Here is a 24302-nt window from a genome sequence, read left to right on the forward strand (position 1 = left end):
GCGGGAAGTGTGTGGCGGTCCTGGGGTGAGGACTTAACGGTTGCGCCAACATGGATTTATTATTACATGAGGGAAGGATCTGCACGGTTTATATCGTCGCGCATTGTCAGCAAGTTTCCGACATTCCGCGACACTTCATGAATAAAAGATATTCCTTATTGAGTTTCTACCGTTCCTCGACATGCACATCTGGAACACACAACGCTTTGACTACTTTCGTACGCTAACAACCAAACACGAAAGTTACGGGCAAAAAAAATCCCTGCAGTCCCGAAAGACTACAAGGAAACACCCCTGTGGGCGTTGACGGATTCGAACCGCCGACCCTCTGCTTGTAAGGCAGATGCTCTAAACCAGCTGAGCTAAACGCCCTTGCTTTTCTTAAGCGATTGCAAAGGTAGGGCTTTTATTTTAATCCACCAAATTTTAGGAGCAATATTTTCAAAAAATAATTGTTCTGCCATAAATCCACATTATGTACAGCGTGGAAAAGACCATATCGGACAACAACAGCAGGCATATCATATAACAAGAACAGACGTTAAATGCACCGTGCTGTCGCCCATGAAGCTGCACATGCAGCATAAGGGCAGCTGACAACGATGTCAAGACCGCAACGTCTTTGGCCTGTCCATATATCAACAAAAAAAGAGACGCGCTTTCGGCACGTCTCTTTTTTTATATTTGTCAAGCGATTATTAGTCCTTAACCTGAACAGTTGCACGACGGTTGTAAGAGATCGGTGACAGATCGTTTACACCACCCTTAGCAGCGGTAGAGATGTTGTCACGGCTCATACCCATCTTAACGAGTTCGTTAGCAACAGTTTCAGCACGCTTCTCAGACAGCCACTGGTTGTAGTCAGGCTTACCAGTTGCGCTATCAGCATAACCTGTAACGAGGAGGCTTGCACCGTTCTCCTTAGCGTACTTAGCCAAAGCTTCAACGTTTACGAGATCCTTCTTAGAAGCAATCTTATACTTGTTGATGTTGAAGAATACAGAAACCGGAGTGTTGATGAATTCCTTAACAGCCTTCGGAGTTTCGTTCTTCTTCTCAGCAAGCAGCTTCTTCAGGCGAGCGTTCTCAGCGTTAGCATCGTTGAGCTGTGCGTTGAGTGCATCGATCTGAGCCTGTGAGAGAGCCTTGATAGCGTCAACATCAGGTACGTTGTTCCATGTACCCTTGCCGAGGTTTACAGTCAGACCAACTTCAGCATAGAGGCTGTTGTCGTGGCTGTCCCATCCGCGCTCACCATCGTTAACAAGATTTGAGCTCATGAAGTCGTTCTCGTAACGGTTCCAACCAAGTTCGAGGTTGATGGCAACCTTGCGGCTTACATAGAACTGATTCAAAAGACCAACGCTCAGAGCCATTGCATAAGTGTTGGCGCTGCAGTTACGAGCGAATCCAGCACCAGCGAAAGGAACTACGTTCCATACACGGTCAGGATTGTAACCGCAAAGCATGTTGCTCAGATTGAAGAGCACCTGCTCCTGAGCATTCCAGTACTTGAAACTCTGGTCCATAGCCTTACCCCAGATACCAGAAACCTTTGTACGAAGACCGATGCCCGGAGTGAACCATTTACCGATGGCGATTGAAGCCTGCGGATTTGAACGGAAGCTCTTGAACGGGCTTTTTGAAAGACCTTGTCCGTGTTCTGCTGATGTATAGAATGCAGACCACTGAGCACCACCCTGGATGAACCAGTTGCTCCAGAATGAGTTTGTAGCAACGCTGTGCTTGAGCACAGGGTCAGCGTCCTGAGCCATTGTTGTCATAGAGACGCCGGCAAAAGCCAAAACAATCAATAATTTTTTCATAACCTATATTTAATTAAATAAAAAATATCATACTAACGGAGGCCTAAGGCATTCGTTATGTGCACAAAGTTAGCAATAAAATCCTTACAGCAACACTTTTTAGCAAAAAATATTGCTTTAAGCATCAAAAAAAAACTTAAATCAACTAAAACTACATATAAAAATGCAGTAATCACGAAAGCAGGTGTTCTATTTCAGTTTCTTTAAGTATGCTTAATATTTTCTTGCCATCGGGGGTATAATTGAAATTGGAGCAGACAAAAAGATCGTTTATTATGCTTTCCATTTCCTCGTTGCCCAACACCTGTCCATATACCACCGCCGCATTGCGTGCAAGGCCTGCGGCCAGAGTGCTGCTTACTTCGTCTATATCGCCCGACGGACATTCGGACGCTGTACCCACCATATCGCGCACAAGATTCACGTAATTGAGGCCGTCGATACCTGAAGGCACTGCATTTATGGCGTACGAACCGTTTCCGAGGTCGGTGAGTTCGAATCCGAGCGAATCCATCTGTGGCATTATCCTGCGCAAGACAAGATCTTCAGACACGGAGAAATGGACCACTTCGGGGAACAGAACCTTCTGCGGGAATGACTTGTTGTCGTGGAGAAGCGACAGATATTTCTCGTAAAGTATGCGCACATGAGCCCTGTGCTGATCGATTATCATCAGCCCCGACTTAACCGCAGTCATTATGTAACGGGCCTTGTACTGATAATGTGCAGGTGACTTTTCGGCTATCTCGCCTGCCGCCGGAGCCGGAGTCACGGTGTCGGAATCTGGTGTTTCGTCAAACAGTCCGGGCGCGACATCGTCGTAAGACGGTTTCAGTCCGTCGTAGAGCTGTTCCCATCCGACCGGAGCTCTTGACTTGCCGGGCGACGACATATCCTCAAACGGATTATAAGAAGGATTATACTGCACTTTCGGCATCGGCAGATCACCGCCGTCCTCAAACACAGGAATGTCGGGACGGTCCTGTGTGTCGAAGTCGATTGCCGTGACATCATTGAACATTCCCACGCAATCCTTCACGGCTGCGATGAGAATCTGCCATATGGCCTGTTCGTTGTCAAACTTTATCTCTGTCTTTGTAGGGTGTATGTTAACGTCGATATTCTCTGCCGGGACATCAAAATAAAGGAAGTAAGGCACCTGTTCGCCTGCCGGCACAAGACGTTCGAAGGCCGACATTACGGCCTTGTGGAAGTAAGGATGCTTCATATAACGGCCATTGACGAAGAAATACTGATGCACACCTTTCTTGCGTGCCGACTCCGGTTTGCCCACGAAACCATGGATTTTGCACAACGTCGTATCCACATCTACGGGCAAAAGGCTCTGGTTTATCTTCTTTCCGAATACGTCGACAATGCGCTGACGCAGTCCGCCCGGTTTGAGATTAAACAGCTCGGTGCCGTTGCTATGGAGCGAGAAAGACACTGACGGATTGACGAGCACAATGCGCTCGAAAGACGTTATGATGTTGTTAAGCTCGGTAGAGTTTGATTTCAGGAACTTGCGGCGGGCCGGAACATTATAGAAAAGATTGTCCACCATGAAGTTGCTTCCCACGGGACATGAGCATGGCTGTTGACTGTCGTAGCGCGAACCGGACACAGAGAGATGCGTACCAATCTCGTCTTCCGGCCTGCATGTCTTCAGTTCGACATGCGCCACGGCGGCTATAGAAGCGAGAGCCTCGCCGCGGAAACCCATTGTATGGAGCGAGAAAAGGTCTGACGCGCTGCGTATCTTCGACGTGGCATGACGTTCGAAAGACATGCGTGCATCAGTCTCGGACATGCCCTTGCCGTTGTCTATCACCTGTATGGACGTGCGTCCGGCATCAACCACAAGCACGTTGATATGTGTGGCACCGGCATCTATGGCGTTCTCCACAAGTTCCTTCACAACGCTTGCCGGTCTCTGGATGACCTCACCGGCAGCAATCTGATTGGCAACAGAATCGGGCAGTAATTGTATGATATCACTCATATCAGAAATTTATGATAACACTGATTAACGCAACAAACAATACAATGAGAAAAAGAAGCAGCATCACCAGTTCTGAAAAAGAATGGCGTGCATACATCCCGGACGGACGCATGCGGTGAGGAGCGGCACAACGCCGTACATTCTCCTTCTCCGGACGGACATCACCTCGTTCTTCTGCCGACAGTTCCTCCGCCGCGCGACGCTCGATGTCGCGCAATCTCTCACGCCTTTCGTCTATATATATAAAGGTATGAGAGAAACGCCGCGGCCTTAAATTACGGAAGAAACTCATTGTGCAATGCCTCCTCCCCTACTGCGCAGACGCTGAAGCGGAGCCTGCTGGCGTTCCACGACCTTGAGTTTTTCGTCTTCACTCTTTCCGCGCCAGTTGAACACATCGGCCGGATTGAGCGGACGTATCTTGTCAAACCATGCAAATTCCGGAAGTTTATAGCGTTCTGGCGGAATCTGTGTCATAGGATATATCGTTCCGACTGCCTTCGGCGCCCATATCTTCTCGAGTTTCCGCTCGGCCGACATGAACAGACGCATGGTGTCGGTTTCTATGTAATTGAGGTTGGTAAGGGTGCTGTCCTTGTCGTCGGCGATGTAATAGACAGACTTCACGTTGCCCGTTGAAACAAGACGACGCAGCGCACCGTCGGTAAAATAGGCGTCCATGATGCGCGACGACACCTGATCGTAGTGGTTCTCCTTATCCACCAGCTCCACCGACAAGGCCTGACCGATAACCCGTGCGAGGCGCACGGTGCTGTCGTTCATATAAACCTCTATCTTCTCACCGAGCAACTGGCGATTGTCGTTCCACACTATGGGATCATGATACATTGTCAGACATGAATCAGCCGAATTGAAAACCAGCGAGTCACACACCGCCTGGACATCCGAGCGATAAACGCGCACCTTGCGGAACCCGTGCACCTTGCGGAAAACGGAGTCGGTATCGATGTTATATGTGTATATTTTCAGTGAATCGGAATGCATATAAAGAGTGTCGGCGTTCTGCGAAAAGTCCTTGAGCAGCACTTTCTCCGTGGCATAGCCATAGCCTGTCTTCTCATTGTAGAACAACCGGTCGCATATCAGTTCGTTCTTGTTGAGCGAATCGACATACACCACATTGCCGAAGCCTTCGTTAACTCCAGTCTCGTTGTTGTGATAAAGGCTGTCGCCGGTAATGGTCTTATCCTTATCGGTAATGACCGAACGACCGAACAGTTGCGACTGGTCTGTCTTCGTATTAAGATATGCGTTTTCGGTATTGATGACGCTTCCGTCCGACGTGATGCGCGAAGGTCCTGTGACATGAGCCAGCGACTGTTCGGTATTGAAGAAGAGCGAGTCGGTCGTTATGACCTGTTTGTCGCTCAGCATACGCACATTATAGAAGAATGCCGCCTGCTTTGTGGCAGTGTTGTATTCACCCCAGTCGGCCACAAGCTTGTCCTTTCCGTCAACAAGTTCGCCACCCTCGAAGAAATAGGCATAGCTGTAAAGGCGGTCGTAATTGAGGCTGTCGGTGTAAAGTGTGCGTCCCCGATGCTTCATCACCACGTTGCGACGCGCCTGCATCATCTGCTCCATGCCGTCGTATTCGGCATACTCACACGTTAGCGAGAGCGTGTCGCCCTGTCTGAATCTCACGTGTCCGAACGCCTGCATTGCGTTATTGTCCTGAAAGAAATAGGCACTGTCGCACCACAGGTTGGCTCCCTTGTGACGGAAATGCACATTGCCTTTCGCTATCTGCGCATGCGGATTGAGTCCATAGGCATCATACTTCAGCTCATCGGCATGTACAAGATACACGCGTTCGTCGTCGGCAGCCTTTTTCTGCGGAGCCTTCGGCACAATAGAAGAAGCGACAAGACATAGTCCAAACAGGCATAGAACCAACAACATGATGATTCTATGCCCGCCCTGTAACCGGAATTTTATGTCATTATGCGTCATCTGACCCAACCTTCGTATTCGAAATCGCAGTTCTTGTACCTGTCGCTCATCCTGACGTATGTTTTCTTTATTTTGTCAACAACCCAGTCATGCAAGAACTTGTCTCGCTCCTTCTCCAGCACCACATTCTTCATCACCTGATAGTCCTCGGTGATTGTTGCACGGTGAGCATCGGTACGGCTTTTGAGCTTGATGAGCGCACATACGGTCTTACCCTGGCTGTTGAGCATTTCGAAGGCGTTGGAAACCTCTCCAACCTTCAGTTTCTCCACCTCGCGGGCAACCTCTGTAGGAAGATCCTGCATGCGAAAACGTGAAGTACGTCCTTCGGCAGATATGTATGACATCACACCGTTGTTGTTGCGTGTATCCTTGTCATCAGAAACGAATGTAGCAGCCTCCTCGAATGTATATTTGCCACCACGTATCTCGTCGGCAAGTGAGTCGAGCCGGTGAGTCATCTCCTGAATGGCAGCGTCAGACACCTTCGGCTTGCGCAGAATGTGACGAACCTTTATCTTGTCACCGCGCTTATCGATGAGCTGTATGATATGATATCCGAACTCAGACTCCACAATCTTGGATATCTTCTTGGGGTCGGTAAGGTTGAAAGCCACGTTGGCGAATGCCGGATCGAGATAACCACGTCCTACATAGTCCATCTCACCACCCTGTCGTGCCGTACCCGGATCCTCAGAATAGAGACGTGCCAGCGTTGCGAAAGTTGTCTCTCCGCTCATCACACGCTCTGTGTATGCGCGCAGATCATCCTTCACACGGTTGATTTCTTCCTGCTCAATCTTCGGCTGCTTGGTTATGATTTCCACCTCAACCTCAGTAGGAACGAGCGGCAGACTGTCTTCCGGCAGATCGTGGAAATAGCGACGCACGTCGGCCGGAGTGACTGTAATGTCGGCCACAAGCTGCTTTTTCATAAGATTTATGAGCTGACTGTTCTTGAACTCGTCGTGCAGTTCCTGACGCATCTGCGATATGGACGACTTGCGGTATTCCTCAAGTTTCTCACGCGAGCCGGCCACCTGAATCCAACGGTTTATCTGTTCGTCGATGGCTCTTGCCACTTCTGACTCAGAAACCTCGATAGAGTCAAGTTCTGCCTGATGCAAGAACAGTTTCTGCACAGCGAGCTGCTCAGGTATGGCACAGTCGGGATTGCCGCGCCACTTGATGCCTTCAGCCTCGCCCTGGAGGCGCATCATTTCGACATCAGACTTGAGTATGGGTTCATCGCCCACAATCCATATCACCTCATCGGCAATGCTGCTTTCCGGTATCTCCACCTTCTGGGCTGTTGCCACGGAGTCGCTGTCGGCACCTTCGCGCGCAACAGTTCCGGCCGTAACGCTCACGCCGGTGAGAAACACGGCTGCCAGCAAACCGGTATAGATGTTAATCAGTTTTCTCATTATATTCTGTTTAGTTTAAATATCGGCAAAGATATGTGTCAGTGCTTGTTGACAGTGGCAAGCACATCCTTGTTGACGGTTACGGCATATTTTCTTCTCAGCTCTGCCACCCACTGCTTTTCGAGCTGCTCCTGATAGTCGGCCACCACGAGTTCGCGTACGTCCTCGTAAGACTTGGGCGCCTTGAGCACCTTACCATATACAGCAGGTATGGGATATTCGGCAGGCGGAGTGACAACTGTGTCGGCCTTGAACACCATCTTGTCCACAAGCGCGTTCTCACCTTTCTTGAATATACCTTTCACCACTTTCACGCGTATGATGCTGTCGTTGAACACCTTGCGCAAGGTATCGGCCCAGTTCTTGAAGTCCACTTTCTTCACAGCTTTCTTCACAGCCTCTATGTCAGCCTCATCCTTTACGAAATAAGCGATGCCCTTATAGCGCGGTTCGTCCCAACGGTATTTCTTCTTGTTCTTCTTGAAACAACGCTCCAGTCCTTTCTCATCAGAAGCAGCCTTCTCCCAGACTGTGCGGTTGCTTATCTCATAGAGCAGCAGTCCGTCGTGATACTCGCGTATGAGATTCTTCAGGTTCGGGTCGGCAGCCTCCATCTCGGCAGCCTTACGGTCGAGCAGTTCGTCGGGAGTGACGGGCGGTACCGAAGCCTTGGCGATGGAGTCAATGTTCTGTGTGATGATGCGCTCGCGCACTCCACGCTGGTCAACAAAGCGCAGAATGTCGGCATGCACAGAGTCGTAGGGGAAGAACATGCCTTTGTCCTCGAGCAGCACGATGTGATAGCCGGCCGGCGAAAGGAACGGTTTGCTCATCTCGCCCTTCTTCAGCGAATATACCACATCCTCAAACTCCTTGAGTGTCTGACCCTTCTGCAGCCATGGCAGGCGTCCGCCCTCCACAGCCGAACGACGGTCGTCAGAGCACTTGCGTGCCAGTTCGGCAAAGTCAGCGCCCGCAGTCAGGGCGTTGTATATAGAATCGATGCGCACCTTTGCCTTCTGTTGTGCGGCGGCCGGTGCGTTCTGTCTCAGTCCAATCAATATGTGGGCCGGCTTCACAAGTCCGCCGGTCGAGTCGATGCGTGCCTGCGTTGCCTTATACACCTTCCAAGCCTCTCTCTCGAGGTCGTCGTTGCTGATGAACGAAGGGCGTATCTGCTGGTTGCGATAAAGCAGGAATTCAGATCTGAAATTCTTCGTGGTGTCAATGCCGGCATCAACGGCAGCCTGCACCTTCAGTTTGTAGTTGATGAAAAGATCGACATAATCGTCCACGCTTTTCTTGTCAACCACTGTTTCCGAGTTGTTTTTGTTATAGGAATATTCAAACTCCGAACGTGTTACCGGCTGTCCGTTTATGGTCATTATCACCGGGTCGTTCTGAGCGTTTGCAATGCTTCCGGAAAGAAGCATTGCAAACATCAGTATATTGAATTTCATTATTGTTCTATTGTTTTTTCTGAAAGTCATTCGTCCTTCAGGATTATTCAGGACGCGAATAGTTGGGGGCTTCGCTCGTGATCATGATGTCGTGCGGATGGCTCTCCTGTACGCCGGCATTGGTGATGCGGGTGAAACGTGCGTTGTGCAGTTCCTCAACACTGTGTGCACCGCAGTAGCCCATACCTGAACGCAGACCGCCTACGAGCTGATAGATAACCTCCTGGACAGTGCCTTTGTAAGGTACGCGTCCGGCGATTCCTTCCGGCACGAGTTTCTTCACATCCTTTGTGCCAGCCTGGAAGTAGCGGTCTTTCGAACCGTTCTCCATTGCCTCGAGCGATCCCATACCGCGATAGCTCTTGAACTTACGGCCGTTGAAGATGATTGTGTCGCCCGGGCTCTCCTCTGTTCCGGCAACGAGCGAACCTATCATTACGCTTGTACCACCGGCAGCAATAGCCTTGACAACATCACCAGAATAGCGGAGTCCGCCGTCGGCGATGAGAGGCACGCCTGTGCCCTTCAGGGCTGTGTAAACATCATATATAGCGCTGAGCTGCGGCACTCCGACTCCAGCAACCACACGTGTGGTGCAGATTGAGCCCGGGCCGATGCCCACCTTCACTGCGTCGGCGCCATTGTCCACCAGCATCTTTGCGGCAGCACCTGTAGCGACGTTGCCCACTACGATGTCCACGCCGGGGAACGAAGCCTTGGCCTCGACCAGTTTCTCGATTACATATTTTGAATGGCCATGGGCTGTATCGATGACGATGGCGTCGGCTCCAGCCTCAACCAAAGCCTGCATACGGTCGAGCGTATCCACAGTAACGCCCACACCGGCAGCCACGCGCAGACGTCCCTTGTCGTCCTTGCATGCCATAGGTTTGTCCTTGGCCTTTGTTATGTCCTTGTATGTGATGAGTCCCACCAGATGGTTGTCCTTGTCCACAACCGGCAGTTTCTCGATCTTGTTTTCCTGAAGTATCTGTGCAGCGGCGCTGAGGTCAGTCTGCAGATGGGTGGTGACGAGATTCTCGGTTGTCATCACTTCGTCGATGAGCTTGTCGAGATGGCGTTCGAAGCGCAGGTCGCGGTTCGTAACAATGCCCACAAGATGCTTCTCCTCATCCACAACAGGAATACCTCCGATGTGGTACTCGGCCATGATGTCGAGCGCATCCTTCACGGTGCGTCCGCGGCGGATGGTGACAGGATCGTATATCATTCCGTTCTCGGCGCGCTTCACGATGGCAACCTGACGTGCCTGTTCGTCTATCGACATGTTCTTGTGAATAACACCTATACCACCCTCACGCGCTATGGCTATGGCCATTGCCGATTCTGTGACAGTGTCCATGGCTGCTGTGACAAACGGCACGTTGAGCCGTATGTTACGTGAGAAACTGGTTTTCAAATCTACCGTCTTCGGTAAAACTTCTGAATAAGCCGGAATAAGAAGGACGTCATCGAAAGTCAGACCGTCCATTACAATTTTATCTGCAACAAATGATGACATATAATACTTTAAAAATTTATTGCGTGCAAATTTAGCATAAATTTTTCACATAGAATATAACCGCACGGCCTTTTCCTTCATCCGTTAACACTATTTATCCGAAATAAGCCCGGCTCCGCGCCGCAACAACTGTCGGGGAAAGGCATAACGGAGATTGGCCTCTGCGCAAAGCCATTGCACGGCAGACGACCATCCACCCAAACCGCGGTGATTTTTGCAAATCTATATTAACATCCGTTCACACTTCACAATTCGCATTTAACATTTCATTTTTCACATTCCAGCAAACCGTAAGCCTCATGACACCTTCCGACAAGCCCGTTCCGTACGAAACGTAAGACGCACACGAACATCCGGTCTTGCAAAACGACATGTTTTGCATCACGAAAACGAATATTTCAGAGCATGAAACGAACCAGATCAGCACCTGAACCAGCCTGTATCAGAGGCTGAAAGAGTCCATTCCGCAAAGTCGAAAAAGAAACCACGGAACGGCAAGACGCGCAAACCGCTGTATGCCAACACATTAAGGGAAACCAGAATTTTTGCGATTTTTCATGACAAAGTCCTCTCACCGCGCTGTGACGCGAATTTTGCGAGATTTTCATGCTTGAAATTTAACATTCAGGGGCGGATTTTTTATTTTTTTAACTCCCTACACATTCAACATGCAAGTGAAAACACTGAAAACAACCGGAGTACAACGCATGAAAATAAAAAAGCGCAAACATACACACACCGCAGCGCACAATCACAAAACAAACATCCCGCCCGGCTTCATACCGGACGGGATGCTTATTCGAAATATAATAAAAAACGCCTGATTATCCACACCGTCAGTTGCCCATTTCGGACAGGAACTTTATGCGGACAAGACGTATGTCGTTCTCTGAACTGTCGTCGCCGAGCTCCTCAAGCGCCACATCAATGTCGTCGGTCTCGCTTTCGCGGAAGTATTCGTATATGTCGTCGATGTGGTCGGCATCCATCACGTCGTCGAGGAAATAGTCGATATTGAGTTTCGTACCGCTGTAAACAATGGCCTCAATCTCGTCGAGTAGTTCCTCAAAGTCGAGTCCCTGGGCCGACGCTATGTCGTCGAGAGGTATCTGCCGGTCGATGCTCTGTATTATCTTAACCTTCAGCATTGACTTCTTAGCCACCGTGCGCACGCGCAGCTCTTCGGGACGTTCTATCTCGTTCTCCTCGCAATGGCGCTTTATGAGGTCGCAGAACTCGCGGCCGTATCGCTTTGCCTTACCTATGCCCACGCCCTGTATGTTCTGCAGTTCCTCTATCGTGACGGGATACATCGTGGCCATCTGTTCGAGCGAAACATCCTGGAAAATGACATATCCGGGCAGTCCCATCTTCTTGGCCACCTTCTTGCGCAGGTCTTTCAACATAGAATAGAGCTCCGGATCGAGTGCAGCACCGGTGCGGTCGCCGCCCTCATCATCGTAATTCTCGTTAAACTCGGTATCCTCAACAATCATGAACGACGTAGGGTTCTTTATGAACTTGCGGCCCTCCGATGTGATGCGGAGCACTCCGTAGTTCTCCACCTCCTTGTCAAGATAACCGGCTATGAGTGCCTGACGTATCACCGGGTTCCATATCTTCGGGTCTTCATCCTCGCCGGAACCAAACTCCTCGAGTCTGTCATGCTTGTGTGAGATTATCTCGTCGGTGGCTCTTCCTTTCACGAAGTCGACGAGATAGGCCTGCTGGAACGACTCCTTTATGGCCACAACGGCCTTGAGTATGATGAGCAATGCTTCCTTACCCTCGCGCTTCTCCTTGGGATGAAGACAGTTGTCGCAGTTGCCGCAGTTGTCCTGCTTGTACTCCTCGCCGAAGTAATGCAGCAACATCTTGCGCCTGCATACCGACGACTCGGCATAAGCAGCCGTCTCCTGAAGCAGCTGTTTGCCTATGTCCTGCTCGGCCACCGGCTTGCCTTCCATGAACTTCTCGAGTTTCTGCAGGTCCTGGTAAGCGTAGAAGGCTATGCAGAGCCCCTCGCCTCCGTCGCGTCCGGCGCGTCCGGTCTCCTGATAATAACCCTCAAGGCTCTTCGGAATATCGTAGTGTATAACGAAGCGCACGTCTGGTTTGTCGATGCCCATGCCGAAAGCTATGGTGGCGACAATGACGTCTATGCGCTCCATGAGGAAGTCGTCCTGTGTCTGCGAGCGCGTGGCAGAGTCGAGACCAGCATGATACGGCGCAGCCTTTATCTCGTTGGCCTGAAGCACCGCAGCGAGTTCTTCCACCTTCTTGCGCGATATGCAATAGACAATGCCGCTCTTTCCGGCATTATGCTTGATGAATTTTATTATCTGTTTGTCGATGTCCTTTGTCTTCTGTCTCACTTCATAATAGAGGTTGGGACGGTTGAAGGAGCTTTTGAATTCGCGGGCGTTCACTATGCCGAGGCTTTTCTTGATGTCGGTTCTCACCTTGTCGGTGGCCGTGGCCGTAAGAGCTATGACCGGCGCCGCGCCTATCTTTGCTATTGTCGGACGTATGTTGCGGTATTCGGGGCGGAAATCATGTCCCCATTCTGATATACAGTGAGCTTCGTCTATGGCGTAGAACGATATCTTTATTGACTTGAAGAATTCGAGATTGTCCTCCTTGTTCAACGACTCCGGAGCCACATACAGCAGCTTGGTCTTTCCGCTGTGCACATCGTCCATCACCTGCTGTATCGCCGCCTTGTTGAGCGACGAATTCAGATAATGAGCCACTCCGCTTTCCTCACTCAGCCCGTTGATCACATCCACCTGGTTTTTCATAAGTGCGATGAGCGGTGATACGACAATGGCCGTACCTTCCATTATGAGTGACGGCAGCTGATAGCACAAACTCTTACCGCCACCCGTGGGCATGAGCACAAACGTGTCGTTGCCGTCGAGCAGATTGCGTATGATGGCTTCCTGATCGCCCTTAAACTTGTCAAAACCGAAATAGCGTTTCAGTTCTTCGTTAAGATTAGCTTTAGATGTCATAGAGTTTATTTAGAATGAAAGGTAGAAAGCTGCAGAGCAGACTTTAAAGCAACAGATGGTCATCATGCGTCAGGAACCGGTTCAGGCTACAACCGGTCCGCGCAGATGCGATTTGTCAAGCTGACTCTTGGCATAATCAAGAGTCACTTCAAACGTATTGATGTGCTTGGACGGCACTTCGAACATGGCATCGGTCATAACCGACTCCACGATAGAACGCAGTCCGCGCGCACCCAATTTGTATTCCACAGCCTTGTCGACGATGAAATCGAGCGCCTCCTCGGTGAAGTCGAGCTTTATGCCGTCCATTTCGAACAGCTTGCAATACTGCTTCACGATGGAGTTCTTCGGTTCAACGAGTATGCGGCGGAGGGCCGCACGGTCGAGCGGATCAAGATATGTGAGTACCGGCAGACGGCCGATGATCTCAGGTATGAGTCCGAACGACTTGAGGTCTTGCGGAAGAATGTATTTCATTATGTTCTCCTTATCTATCTTGTGAGCGTTGCGCACGGTGTTGAATCCCACCACTCCGGTGTTCATACGCTGTGCAATCTTGCGCTCGATGCCGTCGAACGCTCCCCCACAGATGAAAAGGATGTTGTGCGTGTCAACATGTATGTAGTCCTGGTCGGGATGTTTGCGACCACCCTTCGGCGGCACGTTGACCATAGTTCCCTCAAGAAGCTTGAGCAGTCCCTGCTGCACTCCCTCGCCGCTCACGTCGCGCGTGATGCTCGGGTTGTCGCTCTTGCGGGCTATCTTGTCTATCTCGTCGATGAAGACAATGCCACGCTCGGCAGCGGCCAGATCATAATCGGCCACCTGGAGCAGACGGCTCAGGATGCTTTCCACGTCCTCGCCCACATAGCCGGCCTCTGTAAAGACAGTAGCATCGACGATGGTGAAAGGCACATCGAGCAGCTTTGCTATGGTGCGGGCCATGAGAGTCTTGCCCGTTCCGGTGCTGCCCACCATTATGATGTTGCTCTTCTCTATTTCCACACCGCCGTCGTCCTTAGGCTGTTGCAGACGTTTGTAGTGGTTATATACGGCAACCGAAAGATAGCGTTTGGCCGCGTCCTGACCGATAATGTACTGGTCGAGAAAATCCTTTATCTCCTTCGGCTTCGGTACTTTCTTTATCTTGAACTTTTCGCCGGTGTCGGCAGCGGAGCCGTTCTTGCCGAGAAGTCCGGTAGACTCCACAATCTGATAGGCCGATACGGCGCAATCCTCACAGATGAAACCGTCGAGGCCTGTTATCAGCAGTTTGACATCCTTCTCGCTTCTTCCACAGAAGCTGCATACTTTTTTTGGCATTCTATGTCTTTATGTCTTTAGAGATGTTTCTTATTTTTTATATTCACGGTCTGCGGCACGGCGGCCACATGACACGCGTGTGCCGATTATTTGTCGGCCGCACCCTTACGTTTCATCACCGCGTCAATCATGCCGTACTCCTTGGCTTCGGCTGCCGTCATCCAGTAGTTGCGGTCGCTGTCCTGCCATACCTTCTCAAACGGAGTGTGCGAGTGTTCGGAGATGATGGTGTAAAGTTCTTTCTTGAACTTCTGTATCTCGCGTGCCTCGATCTCGATATCAGAAGCCTGTCCCTGCACACCGCCGAGAGGCTGGTGTATCATGACGCGGCTGTGGGTGAGCGCAGTGCGCTTTCCCTCCTGACCTGCCACGAGAAGCACGGCCGCCATAGACGCCGCCATGCCGGTACACATCGTAGCTACATCGCTCTCGACAAACTGCATGGTGTCGTATATGCCCAGACCTGCAGTCACACTGCCGCCGGGAGAGTTGATGTAAATATTGATATCCATCGAGCTATCCACAGAGTCGAGATAAAGAAGCTGTGCCTGGAGCACGTTGGCTGTATAATCGTTGATTTCTGTTCCGAGGAAAATGATGCGGTCGGCCATCAGGCGTGAGAAGACGTCGAGCTGTGTCACGTTGAGCTGTCTTTCTTCAAGAATATAAGGATTGAGATATCCGGACTGTGCTCTCACCACTTCGTCGAAAGCCAGACCGTTTATACCAAGATGACCTGTGGCATACTTTCTAAAATCGTTCATACTATGACAATAATATATTTATTATATTCAAAAAAACTGATTAATAAATATACAGAAAAAGAGGTTATCGACTCTTTTCTGCAAATTATCTTACACAAAGATAGAAAAAAAAGTCGATAACCTCTTAAAAAAGAAGTTTTTTTTCAAATTTATTTATTTCATCAACTCGTTGAATTCGTCGAGAGTAACAGTCTTCTCATCGAGTGCCACAACACCCTTCAATGCTTCAACAAGTTTCTTCTCAACTGCATTGTCAACGAAGTTGGCTGCGTTGTCGCGCTTCTTCAGCATTTCGTCAGCATAGTTCTCGAGATATTCCTCAGGAACGTTGTTCATGCCATACTGTGCGAACTGCATGCGTGCAGCCTCTTTGGCAGCAGCCTTGACGTCAGCATCCTCAACCTTGATGTTGTTGGCAGCAACGAGCTGTTCCTTGATAAGGTGCCACTTGAGCTGCTTGATGCTCTCGTCGTAGTTCTTCTCAACGTATTCCTCGCCCTTATCCTTGTTGTTAAGGAGCATAACACGCTTGAGGAGAGCGTCCGGGAATGTGAGTTCGCCCACTGTATCCTCAGCATACTTGCGTACGTCGATGAGGAACTTGTAGTCGCTGTTGGCCTGGAGCTGCGGTTTGAGTCCTTCAGCAATCTTGCCACGGAATTCCTCTACGCTCTTCACTGTGTCCTTGCCGAACACCTGATCGAACATTTCCTGATTTACCTCAGCCTTCTTGAAGCGGCTTATTTCAATAACCTGATAGCTGAAGTCTGACTCCATTGTCTTGGCAGCCTCACGGTCGATCTTGAGCAGGCTTGACACTTCTGCGTCGTTCTCCGGATAAGCCTTGCGCGGGTTGAAGGCGATGATGTCGCCCGGTTTTGCGTTGTCGAAGAGTTTCTTCTGGTCTTCCACCTTTATATATTCAGGCATCATAACAGCACCTTCCACTGTTATACCGCCTTCCTTAGTGTTGCCTTCAGCGTCGAGCTCGCGCAGATCACCCTTCAGCATGTCGCGCTGTTCGCCGTCGTAGCAGTCAGCCTTCTCATAGCTTCCCATCTGGCTTGCGAACATATCAACCTGCTGGTCGATGAGTTTGTCGTCAGCCTCGATGTTGTAGTAAGCAATCTTTGTGTCTCCATTGAGCTCGATCTTGAACTCAGGAGCAACGGCGATGTCGAACATGAAAGTATAAGGACCGTCCTTTTCGATATCTACCGGTTCCTGCTTTTCAGAAGGAAGAGGCTCGCCGAGCATCTGTATCTTGTTGTCCTTTATATACGTGTAAATGGCTTCTCCCACGAACTTGTTAAGGGCGTCCATCTTTACAGATGCGCCGAACTGCTTCTTAATAAGGCCCATCGGCACCATTCCGGGGCGGAAGCCTGGGAAGTTCGCTTTCTTACGATAGTCTTTCAAAGTCTTTTCTACATTGTCTTTGAAATCGGCTTCTTCAACGGTGATGGTCATGAGACCATTCACTTTGTCGGGATTCTCAAATAAAATGTTCATTTCTGATTTGATTTTCTTATATTCGTTTATTGTTTATTTTCATTCCGAAAGTGCAAAATTACTCATTATTAGTGTAATAACCTAACATAAGAATGAAAATTTTGTTTTTTTACCACTTATGAAAGCGGTATGCGGAAGAGGCCGCACGGCATGCCGGCGACATCGCCATGCGCGGCATAACGACCCGTGACGCATGGGTCGACGGGCCGGCGGGTACAGAAAAAATTCAGATTGTGAGCTGCGAGACAACGCTTCCGTCGAGCCGGCGGATGGTCATCACGCCATCGTCGTAGAGTGCGAAAGTGGGTTCGCGGTCTTCCTTCGGGAAGGTGACCGAGCCGGTGTTGCACACCACGCATCCGTCGTGGCGCTCAAGTTTCCACAGATGTGTGTGACCATAAACAAACACGTCGTGGCGGCACACGGGCATATTGCCCTCGTTGTAGATGTGACCGTGGGTGATGAATATGCGGCGACGGCCGTCAACCACCACGGCATAGTCGGCCATGATGGGAAACTTCAGGAGCATCTGATCGACCTCCGAGTCGCAGTTGCCCCTCACAGCCACGATGTCAGAACTCATTGCATTGAGCCTTGCAGCGACTGCCGCAGGGTTTATATCGTCCGGTATGCGGTTGCGCGGACCGTAGTTTATGATGTCGCCAAGCAGCAGAAGCATGTCGCAATGCTCGGCAGCGTAGAAGTCGAGAGCGCGTTCCAGACGGCCGATAGAGCCGTGGATGTCCGACAGGAACATGTATTTCATCTGTCCGTAGCTTTGTTATTTATTATCGGCCATTGCGTTCTCCCTTGCGCGCCGCTCCTCGTCTATGAGCTGGAAGTTTTTCTTCTTGAGCTCGAAGCTGTTGCTGAGATACTTCTCGCGCACCACCTTGTTGGCAGCAAGTTCCTCGGGCGCCCCCTGGAACAGAATCTTACCTTCGAAGAGAAGGTAGGCGCGGTCGGTGATGTTGAGCGTCTCGTGCACGTTGTGGTCGGTGATGAGAATACCGATGTTGCGGTATTTCAGACGCCAGACAATGTGCTGTATGTCCTCAACGGCAATCGGGTCGACACCGGCAAAAGGCTCGTCGAGCATGATGAACTTAGGATCGATGGCCAGACAGCGCGCTATCTCCGTACGGCGGCGCTCGCCTCCGGAGAGCTGGTCGCCCTTGTTCTTGCGCACCTTGTTGAGTCGGAACTCACTGATAAGGCTTTCGAGCTTGTCCAGCTGTTCGGCCCGTGAGAGTCCGGTCATCTCGAGAACGGAGAGTATGTTGTCCTCGACACTCATCTTGCGGAACACGCTTGCCTCCTGCGGCAGGTATCCCACTCCGGCACGCGCACGCTTATAGACAGGATAATCGGTTATTTCCTGATCGTCGAGATAGATGTGTCCGGCGTTCGGGACAATGAGTCCCGTGGTCATATAGAACGACGTTGTCTTGCCCGCTCCGTTAGGTCCGAGCAGTCCGACAATCTCGCCCTGCTTCACGTTTATCGACACATCGTTAACAACGGTGCGCTTGCCATAGCGCTTCACGAGTCCTTCGGTGCGCAGCACCATGCTGTGCGTAGAGGCCGCACCGGCCTTGTTGTCTGTTTCGTTCATATCAATGATTATATCGGTTACAAAGTTAAATGTTTTTATCTTTCCGTGCAAACCATGTTTTATGCTTTTTTACAAACAGGCGTCACAGCATCCATACGCCGACCGCCGGCCGCATGCGCAAGCCTGCAAGGACGGGCCACGGGCGACATTCATCCTCAACGTCGCGGCGACGGATGCAAATTTTCATTAACATATGTTCACTTTTAAAGAATTGGATTTAACATTTCATTTTTCTCATTCCAGCGAGACACCGCGCCCTCCGGCCATGCCGAAGAGCCCGTTCCGCACATATGGCAGGACGACGGCAGACAGTCCGTAGCGCAAAAGAGCCTTCGTTGCACTGCAAAACAGACCAAACAACAGCTCAATCAAGACCATATCACCCTCCGAAATGGACTATTCCGGAGTGCGAAACAGGCTCTTTCGCAAGACCGGAAAGACAAGTGTGGAGCGACACATACCGTAAGCATATGTATATCAACGATTTATACAAACTTCTCATTTTCGCAAAATTCGGAGCAGAGGGAGCGTCCGCTCGCCACGACGCGAATTTTGAGCGACCGGCACGATGAAAATTTAACAATAGGACATCGCTTTTTCCGATTTTTTATATGTCGGCCGGAGCATAATCCCCACCCCGCCGTCACGGCCGCACCAAATAAAGACCGCGGGCGCACCAATCTGAAATAAACATAAAACTTCAACGCTTTTGGTAGTTTTTAATCTTTTATTACTACTTTTGCACCCGTACATTCATAGACATATCAAAAAAGCAGAATATGTTGATTACAAAATATTTAAATACCCTCGGACGCTATCTGTTGCTTATGGGGCGCTCGTTCGCACGTCCGGAACGCATGCGCATGTTTCTCAAGCAATACATCAAGGAAATGTCGTCGCTGGGAGTCAACTCCATCGGCATTGTATTGCTCATCTCGTTCTTTATCGGAGCCGTCATCTGCATTCAGATGAAACTCAACATCCAGAGCCCGTGGATGCCGCGGTGGGTGTCGGGTTACACCACACGTGAGATTCTGTTGCTCGAGTTCTCCTCGTCCATCATGTGTCTCATCCTTGCCGGTAAAGTGGGTTCGAACATAGCGTCGGAGCTGGGCACCATGCGCGTGACACAACAGATAGACGCGCTCGAGATAATGGGTGTGAACTCTGCCAACTATCTCATTCTGCCGAAAATCCTCGGTCTGGTGACCATCATGCCGTTTCTGGTGATATTCTCTTCGGCCACCGGTATACTCGGAGCTTACGGCACGGCGTACATAGGCCACATACTTCCACCAGACGACCTGACGCTCGGACTGCAACATTCGTTCAACTCATGGTTCGTATGGATGAGTATCATAAAAAGTCTTTTCTTTGCGTTCATCATAGCAAGCGTATCCTCATACTTCGGTTACACCGTGGAGGGAGGTTCGGTTGAAGTGGGAAAAGCCAGCACCGACGCGGTGGTGAGCTCAAGTGTTCTCATACTGTTCTCCGACGTATTCCTCACCCAGCTGCTCTCCTGAGCAAAGGCTTCGCAGAGAGCTGACGGAAAAGGAAAGACCAGAATACAACAAATTTATCACGAAGAAAAAGATGATTGAAATACAACATTTATATAAATCGTTCGACGGCAAGGAAGTGTTGAAGGACATAAATGCGGTCTTTGAGGACGGAAAGACAAACCTCATCATAGGTCAGAGCGGAAGCGGAAAGACCGTGCTGATGAAAAATCTGGTGGGACTGCTCACACCCACAAGCGGCCGGGTGCTGTACGACGGACGCGACTTTGTGGGACTGAGCAAGGAGGAACGCGTGAACATGCGCCGCGAGATGGGCATGATATTCCAGAGCGCCGCACTCTTCGACTCGCTCAACGTGCTGGAGAACGTGATGTTCCCGCTCGACATGTTCTCGTCGATGAACTACCGCGAACGTGTGAAACGCGCACAGGAATGTCTCGACCGAGTGAACCTCGGCGACGCACAGAACAAGTTTCCGGGCGAGATATCGGGCGGTATGCAGAAGCGTGTGGCCATAGCCCGCGCCATTGTGCTCAACCCGAAGTATCTGTTCTGCGACGAACCTAACTCAGGACTCGACCCGCGCACGTCTCTCGTGATAGACTCTCTGCTGAGCGACATCACCAAGGACTTCAACATCACGACCATCATCAACACGCACGATATGAACTCGGTGATGGGTATCGGCGAGAACATCATATTCATATATCAGGGTAACAAGGAATGGCAGGGCACCAAGGATGACGTCATGACATCCACCAACGAAAAGCTGAACGACCTCGTGTTCGCCTCAGAGCTTTTCAAGAAAGTGAAGAAAGTGGAGATGGAGAAAGCCGCTGCCCGCAAAAACAACTGACAAGACAGACTTGATTTATTTTTATATCCCGGAGAAAACAACATAAAAATATCCGCCATCAGTTAACACAACCAATGGCGGACCCGGTGTTTCTCTGGTTTTCAGACTATTGAATATCTTTGTGTATGTCGTCGTCCGGACGCGTCCTGCAATATTCTTCATGCGTCAAAATGCAGGATCGCTCCAGACCGACGGCATTCTTATTATTGTTATTGAGAGATCAGTTCTGCTTTGAATGTTTCGTTGAACACATCCACTGTGATGCGGTATGTTCCGTCCTTAGTTATTGTCCATTTGGTATCATCGCCGTTTGTTCTTACGAGTTTTGTACCGAGCGGGGCCTCACCCTGTACAAACGGGTGAATCTCTTTCTGGCCCCAGTTTCTCAATCCCATAATCTTGAAGCTTGAAGGCTCCTCGATGTTCTGATGGGTTTTCAGCTCGCCGGTCCATGTCCATACCATTTCGTTGTCGGGACTTTGTGTCATCAGCTCCACCTTGAAGGCATCCCAGCCTGCATCAGTGGCACCACCGCCCACGTAAGCCTCTTCCCAAGGCACAAACAGCTCGCCTGTAAGTTTCTTGCAGTCGCTGCTTACGTAGAAGCGGTAGCGGTCTTCTGCGAACGGCACCACCCATGAAGCCTTGCCGGCATCAGACGTAAGTTCGGCTTCGATGCCTTTATTCACAATGTACGAATCTTCATATTTAGGTGCGATATACTTGGTGTCGGCGCCAGCCTTCTCGGTGGTCATTATCTTCAGTTCGCCGTCCTTGAGTGTGCCGGCAAATCTGAACTCACCGTCGGGAGTCTTCTGCAGCTGACGTGTTCCTTCTGGAACGGCGCTTCCTGTTATCCACAGATTCTGGTAAGTCTGCGCCTTGACTGTATATCCGAACAGTATTGACAATATGAATATAATACTGATATTTCTCATTTCTTTCTGTTTTTTGTTTTACGAACCATTGATTCTTTTCCGGATTCATGTCCTCTGCCGCCGTGCGGACCATTCCGCACGAGGCGGTTCAGACATGGAGCGCAGGCCGGCACATTGCGTCCGGCACTGTCTCCGGATTTATTATTTCACGTTCACCTTTACCACCGTTTTCTTGCCACATGGTATGTTGGCGAGATTTATCTTCACAGTGCGTGTGGCCTTGTCGTAGCTCCAGTCTGTGCTACTGAGCTTCTTGCCGTCAAGGCTTACCGCTGTAGGAGCGTTCTCTGCAAGCAGTTTCACGGTGTAGTTGCGTTTCTCCGGCATTCCCGGGAACGAACCTTCGCGTGCGTTGATGGTCAGAGTGACGCTTCCTGCGGTACGTTTCTGCTCGAATCTGGTGTTGGTGAACAATCCCGACTTGTAGCCTTCGGTGTTGTTCTCATCCTCGTAAAGTGTTGAAGAACCGTCAGCGCCGGGCACAACCTTCAGCACGATGCAGTCAGGACGGTTGTTGAGGTTCATCACGTTCTCGTAGTTCACGATGATGCTTCCGGCCTTATAGAAATAAGGAATTTCGGTCTGCTTGTAGTAATCCACAAACTCTCTGTCGCCTTCCACAATCTTGTTGCGGCATACGTCGAACCATTTTCCTTCCGGCAGCCAGATCTTTCTTTCTGTTTTTCCATTCTTTCCGACTGTCAGAACAGGCGCAACGAGAATCTCGTCGCCGAACATGTATTCGTCCTCATAACGGTAGGCGTTGTTCACTTCAGGATAGTCATAATACAGCGGGCGGCATATTGCGACACCTGTATCATATGACTCGCGTGCGGCGGTGTATATGTAAGGCATGAGTTCGTATCTGAGTTTCACAGTCTGGAGCAGATCCGGGAAGTTAGGATATTTCCAGATGCGCATCTCAATCTTCGGATCGTTTGTAGCATGAGTTCTGAACAGCGGAGAGAACACACCATACTGCATCCATCTCAGATAAAGTTCCGGATCGTTGTTGCCGTGCTGGTGGCCGCCAAGATCATGTCCCCAGTAGCCGAAGCCCACGTTTGCAGCAGTGGCTGTGAAGTAAGGCTGGAAGGCGAGTGTCGGGAATGTGGAGAACGAGTCGCCGGAGAAACCGATAGGATAACGGTGGCTTCCGAGTCCACCCCAACGGTGGAATATCAGCGGACGACGGTCCGGATGAGTGGCCTTCATGTCGTTGTAGAACACGTGGTTGCACCAGAATGTCTCGCTCAGTCCGTCCATACGCGGGTTGGTGAGGTTCTGCTGCCAGTCGAGCCACCAGAAGTCCACACCATCCTTCTCTCTGTGGTGCAGGATGTCCTTGAACATGTTCTTATAGAATACGGAGTCCTCGAGCTGCCATGGAACAACCTTTGTGGTTGCCGGATCCAGGCCCATGTCCTTCGCAAGCAGGCTGAAGTTCTCCTCGTCGCTGTCCACTCCGTCGGCCGGATGAAGGTTCATCGACACTTTCAGGCCCTGTTCGTGCATCCATTTGAGAAGTCCCTGCGGATCCGGGATAAGCTCTTTGTTCCATGTCCATCCGGTCCATCCCTCAGTGTGCCAGTCCATGTCAAGAATCATCACGTCGATAGGAATCTTGTTGTTCTTTATATCTGTGACAATATCTACAAAGTCCTGCTGTGAGTAACGCTGGTATTTGCTGTACCAGTAGCCAAGCACGAAGAGCGGCGGCATCGGCTGTTTTCCACCGATAAGCGTATAATCGTACAGTGCTTTTTTATATTGATGGCCGTAGCCGAGGAAGTACCAGTCGATAGCTGTCTTGTCTGCGAGCGGTGCTACCCATGACATACCGTTCACGTTATTGTCGAATGCGAATGTGCGGCTGCCGTCACCCCTTCGTGCCGAATACGACTCGTCAATGATGGCCCATCCTGCACGCGAGAGCAATCCGTTCTCGAGTTCAGGACGCTTTGAGTCTCCTATGCATCCGTCGAGTGTTCGTGTCGTGCCCTTAAGGTTGAGCGCGTCGTCCTTTCCCGGATACCACAGCACTTCCCTGCCATTGAGTGTGAACGTAATGGAAAGCACATCAGGATTCTTGTCAGCAGCATTTATTTCTGCATTCTTGCGATATTTCAGTTCGAGATCGCTCGTACTGATATACAAGTAGTTGTCGTCTTCGCGTGTCTTGAACGCCGGCACCGGCAGACGACGGTTAACAACCGCAAATGTGGCGCGGTCTTCGAATTTCTTGTCCTTGCTGTACTGGATACGTATCATTTGCGGCGTGAGCACCGTGAAGCGCGCGCTGCCAGAGACTACCACAGCCTTAGGATCAGCCTTCGGCTCATAGTCTTCCTGCGCCTTTGCCATCAGAGCCAGGCATGCAAAAGACAGTAACAATAAAATCTTTTTCATATTAACCTTATTTTATTATATATAATGTATAGTGTTTCCGTTTTTTTGAAATCCAGACTTTATCTACAGCACAGGTGAATCTTTGCGTAACATATTTCCTGCTCCGGCCTGCCATATTGCAGGCCGGACTCAGGAAT

At 50.3% G+C, this 24302-nt stretch carries 16 protein-coding genes and 1 tRNA gene; 2 read left to right on the forward strand and 15 right to left on the reverse strand.

What is annotated here, in order from left to right; genetic code table 11:
- Positions 1-297: 297 nt before the first annotated feature.
- The 13 genes from WKT13_RS04905 to lptB form a co-directional block, all read right to left on the reverse strand.
- Positions 298-372: transfer RNA gene (locus WKT13_RS04905), tRNA-Val, on the reverse strand.
- A gap of 326 nt (positions 373-698) precedes the next feature.
- A complete protein-coding gene (locus tag WKT13_RS04910) occupies positions 699-1826 on the reverse strand; it encodes an OmpA family protein (protein ID WP_340323071.1) in 1128 nt (375 codons plus the stop codon).
- Between the two features lie 172 nt (positions 1827-1998).
- The gene (gene mutL / locus WKT13_RS04915) at positions 1999-3828 is read right to left on the reverse strand and encodes a DNA mismatch repair endonuclease MutL (RefSeq protein ID WP_340323072.1); all 1830 of its coding nucleotides are present in this window, start codon (positions 3826-3828) and stop codon (positions 1999-2001) included.
- A 288-nt stretch (positions 3829-4116) separates the two neighbouring features.
- Positions 4117-5802: an OstA-like protein gene (locus WKT13_RS04920; RefSeq protein WP_340323073.1), complete on the reverse strand. Its 1686-nt coding sequence runs from the start codon at positions 5800-5802 to the stop codon at positions 4117-4119.
- Positions 5799-7229: a peptidylprolyl isomerase gene (locus WKT13_RS04925; RefSeq protein WP_298618153.1), complete on the reverse strand. Its 1431-nt coding sequence runs from the start codon at positions 7227-7229 to the stop codon at positions 5799-5801. Before WKT13_RS04925 ends, WKT13_RS04920 begins: the two co-directional genes overlap by 4 nt.
- Before the next feature lie 38 nt (positions 7230-7267).
- Entirely contained in the window at positions 7268-8689 is a 1422-nt protein-coding gene (locus WKT13_RS04930) for a peptidylprolyl isomerase (RefSeq protein WP_340323074.1), read from the reverse strand.
- Positions 8690-8732: 43 nt separating this feature from the next.
- Positions 8733-10211, reverse strand: a complete 1479-nt coding sequence (gene guaB, locus WKT13_RS04935; protein WP_340323075.1) for an IMP dehydrogenase — start codon at positions 10209-10211, stop codon at positions 8733-8735.
- A gap of 836 nt (positions 10212-11047) precedes the next feature.
- Positions 11048-13225 (reverse strand): DNA helicase RecQ, encoded by a 2178-nt coding sequence (gene recQ, locus WKT13_RS04940; RefSeq protein WP_298618150.1) that lies wholly within the window; start codon positions 13223-13225, stop codon positions 11048-11050.
- Positions 13226-13306: 81 nt separating this feature from the next.
- Positions 13307-14548 (reverse strand): ATP-dependent Clp protease ATP-binding subunit ClpX, encoded by a 1242-nt coding sequence (clpX, locus tag WKT13_RS04945; RefSeq protein ID WP_298618149.1) that lies wholly within the window; start codon positions 14546-14548, stop codon positions 13307-13309.
- An 86-nt stretch (positions 14549-14634) separates the two neighbouring features.
- Positions 14635-15312 carry an ATP-dependent Clp endopeptidase proteolytic subunit ClpP gene (gene clpP / locus WKT13_RS04950; RefSeq protein ID WP_298618148.1) on the reverse strand — a complete coding sequence of 226 codons (678 nt, stop codon included), beginning with the start codon at positions 15310-15312 and terminating at the stop codon, positions 14635-14637.
- Between the two features lie 153 nt (positions 15313-15465).
- Positions 15466-16824, reverse strand: coding sequence for a trigger factor (gene tig / locus WKT13_RS04955; RefSeq protein ID WP_340323076.1), 1359 nt, complete (start codon positions 16822-16824; stop codon positions 15466-15468).
- 226 nt (positions 16825-17050) lie between these two features.
- A complete protein-coding gene (gene yfcE / locus WKT13_RS04960) occupies positions 17051-17590 on the reverse strand; it encodes a phosphodiesterase (protein ID WP_340323077.1) in 540 nt (179 codons plus the stop codon).
- A gap of 15 nt (positions 17591-17605) precedes the next feature.
- Positions 17606-18439: an LPS export ABC transporter ATP-binding protein gene (gene lptB, locus WKT13_RS04965; protein WP_298618145.1), complete on the reverse strand. Its 834-nt coding sequence runs from the start codon at positions 18437-18439 to the stop codon at positions 17606-17608.
- Between the two features lie 779 nt (positions 18440-19218).
- Between lptB and WKT13_RS04970 the strand changes: the two genes are divergently transcribed.
- Positions 19219-19965 (forward strand): MlaE family ABC transporter permease, encoded by a 747-nt coding sequence (locus WKT13_RS04970; RefSeq protein WP_298618144.1) that lies wholly within the window; start codon positions 19219-19221, stop codon positions 19963-19965.
- A 70-nt stretch (positions 19966-20035) separates the two neighbouring features.
- A complete protein-coding gene (locus WKT13_RS04975) occupies positions 20036-20818 on the forward strand; it encodes an ABC transporter ATP-binding protein (protein ID WP_298618143.1) in 783 nt (260 codons plus the stop codon).
- A gap of 209 nt (positions 20819-21027) precedes the next feature.
- Here the strand turns inward: WKT13_RS04975 and WKT13_RS04980 are convergent, their stop codons facing one another.
- Both WKT13_RS04980 and WKT13_RS04985 read right to left on the reverse strand, forming a co-directional pair.
- Positions 21028-21756: a SusF/SusE family outer membrane protein gene (locus WKT13_RS04980; RefSeq protein WP_340323078.1), complete on the reverse strand. Its 729-nt coding sequence runs from the start codon at positions 21754-21756 to the stop codon at positions 21028-21030.
- A gap of 141 nt (positions 21757-21897) precedes the next feature.
- Positions 21898-24165, reverse strand: coding sequence for a glycoside hydrolase family 31 protein (locus WKT13_RS04985; protein WP_340323079.1), 2268 nt, complete (start codon positions 24163-24165; stop codon positions 21898-21900).
- Positions 24166-24302: the final 137 nt, after the last annotated feature.

The sequence above is a fragment of the Prevotella sp. HCN-7019 genome (genome assembly GCF_037890215.1).
GTDB lineage: Bacteria > Bacteroidota > Bacteroidia > Bacteroidales > Bacteroidaceae > Prevotella.

Excerpts from the sequence above, each read along its gene's own strand:
- WKT13_RS04980 (WP_340323078.1), bottom strand. The coding sequence starts at position 21,756 with ATGAGAAATATCAGTATTATATTCATATTGTCAATACTGTTCGGATAT.
- WKT13_RS04920 (WP_340323073.1), bottom strand. The coding sequence starts at position 5,802 with ATGACGCATAATGACATAAAATTCCGGTTACAGGGCGGGCATAGAATC.
- WKT13_RS04930 (WP_340323074.1), bottom strand. The coding sequence starts at position 8,689 with ATGAAATTCAATATACTGATGTTTGCAATGCTTCTTTCCGGAAGCATT.
- lptB (WP_298618145.1), bottom strand. The coding sequence starts at position 18,439 with ATGAACGAAACAGACAACAAGGCCGGTGCGGCCTCTACGCACAGCATG.
- WKT13_RS04925 (WP_298618153.1), bottom strand. The coding sequence starts at position 7,229 with ATGAGAAAACTGATTAACATCTATACCGGTTTGCTGGCAGCCGTGTTT.
- clpX (WP_298618149.1), bottom strand. The coding sequence starts at position 14,548 with ATGCCAAAAAAAGTATGCAGCTTCTGTGGAAGAAGCGAGAAGGATGTC.
- WKT13_RS04910 (WP_340323071.1), bottom strand. The coding sequence starts at position 1,826 with ATGAAAAAATTATTGATTGTTTTGGCTTTTGCCGGCGTCTCTATGACA.
- guaB (WP_340323075.1), bottom strand. The coding sequence starts at position 10,211 with ATGTCATCATTTGTTGCAGATAAAATTGTAATGGACGGTCTGACTTTC.
- WKT13_RS04985 (WP_340323079.1), bottom strand. The coding sequence starts at position 24,165 with ATGAAAAAGATTTTATTGTTACTGTCTTTTGCATGCCTGGCTCTGATG.
- yfcE (WP_340323077.1), bottom strand. The coding sequence starts at position 17,590 with ATGAAATACATGTTCCTGTCGGACATCCACGGCTCTATCGGCCGTCTG.
- mutL (WP_340323072.1), bottom strand. The coding sequence starts at position 3,828 with ATGAGTGATATCATACAATTACTGCCCGATTCTGTTGCCAATCAGATT.
- recQ (WP_298618150.1), bottom strand. The coding sequence starts at position 13,225 with ATGACATCTAAAGCTAATCTTAACGAAGAACTGAAACGCTATTTCGGT.
- tig (WP_340323076.1), bottom strand. The coding sequence starts at position 16,824 with ATGAACATTTTATTTGAGAATCCCGACAAAGTGAATGGTCTCATGACC.
- WKT13_RS04975 (WP_298618143.1), top strand. The coding sequence starts at position 20,036 with ATGATTGAAATACAACATTTATATAAATCGTTCGACGGCAAGGAAGTG.
- WKT13_RS04970 (WP_298618144.1), top strand. The coding sequence starts at position 19,219 with ATGTTGATTACAAAATATTTAAATACCCTCGGACGCTATCTGTTGCTT.
- clpP (WP_298618148.1), bottom strand. The coding sequence starts at position 15,312 with ATGAACGATTTTAGAAAGTATGCCACAGGTCATCTTGGTATAAACGGT.